Below are 1,137 nucleotides of genomic sequence, written 5' to 3'. Positions count from 1 at the left end.
ATCGTCCTCCACCACCCCGAAGCCACCTACTTCAACGCCGGAGGCCGGCCGTGAGTCATGTCCGCCGACTGCTCGCATCAGGTGAGACGACCTATTCCTTCGAATTCTTCCCGCCGAGGACAGACGGCGGGGAGCGGGCCCTGTGGGACGCGCTGCGCCGGGTGGAGGCTCTCGGTCCGTCCTTCGTTTCCGTGACCTACGGGGCGGGGGGCTCGACCCGGGACCGTACCGTGGACGTCACCCGCCGGATCGTCACGGAGACCACGCTGCGGCCGGTGGCCCATCTGACGGCGGTCGGTCACTCGGTGGCCGATCTGCGGCAGGTCATCGGCCAGTACGCCGACGCCGGCATTCGTGACGTGCTGGTGCTGCGCGGCGATCCGCCCGGCGACCCGAGGGGCCGCTGGGTCCCGCATCCCCAGGGGCTGACCTACGCCCGTGAGCTCGTCGAACTGGTCGCAGGGCTGGGGGACTTCGGTATCGGCGTGGCCGCGTTCCCCGAGGGGCATCCGCGTTCCGGGAGTTCGGAGAGCGACCTGCGGCACTTCGTCGACAAGTGCCGGGCCGGAGCGGACTACGCCATCACCCAGATGTTCTTCGATGTCGAGTACTACCTGCGGCTGCGGGACCGGGTGGCGGCCGCGGGCTGTGACACGCCGATCATTCCGGAGATCATGCCCGCCACCGATGTCCGGCAGATCAGCCGGTTCGCGCAGCTCAGCGGCGCGGCCTTTCCGGACGCTCTGGCACATCGCCTGGAAGCCGCCCGTCATGACCCCGCGGCCGCACACCGCATCGGCGTCGATCACGCCACTGCCATGGCCGAACGGTTGCTGGCCGAGGGCGCTCCCGGGCTGCACTACATCACGCTCAACCGTTCCACCGCCACTGCCGAGATTCACCGGTCCGTCACCACCAGGAGGAGCCACCATGTCCGTGCGACCCGCTCTTGACCGCACTTCGGCCGATCGCGATGCCGTTCTCCGGACGGAGGACTACAAGGTCGCGGATCTGTCGCTGGCCGAGTTCGGCCGGAAGGAGATTTCGCTGGCCGAGCACGAGATGCCGGGGCTGATGGCGATCCGTGAGGAGTTCGCTGCCGCGCAGCCGCTGGCGGGTGCGCGGATCACGGGTTCG

Annotated in this window: 2 protein-coding genes; both read left to right on the top strand. The window is 69.2% G+C overall.

Annotation, left to right across the window (positions count from 1 at the left end; all coding sequences use genetic code 11):
* Nucleotides 1-50 precede the first annotated feature (50 nt).
* The gene (gene metF / locus ABD299_RS17755; RefSeq protein WP_344263558.1) at nucleotides 51-953 is read left to right on the top strand and encodes a methylenetetrahydrofolate reductase [NAD(P)H]; all 903 of its coding nucleotides are present in this window, start codon (nucleotides 51-53) and stop codon (nucleotides 951-953) included.
* A partial coding sequence (locus ABD299_RS17750) for an adenosylhomocysteinase (RefSeq protein ID WP_344263556.1) occupies nucleotides 931-1,137 on the top strand: 207 nt, incomplete at its 3' end. The genes metF and ABD299_RS17750, both read left to right, overlap by 23 nt.

The organism is Streptomyces sodiiphilus (assembly GCF_039529215.1).
GTDB lineage: Bacteria > Actinomycetota > Actinomycetes > Streptomycetales > Streptomycetaceae > Streptomyces > Streptomyces sodiiphilus.
The sequence above is the reverse complement of the archived record's forward strand: the minus strand, read 5'-3'. Positions and strand labels throughout refer to the sequence as shown.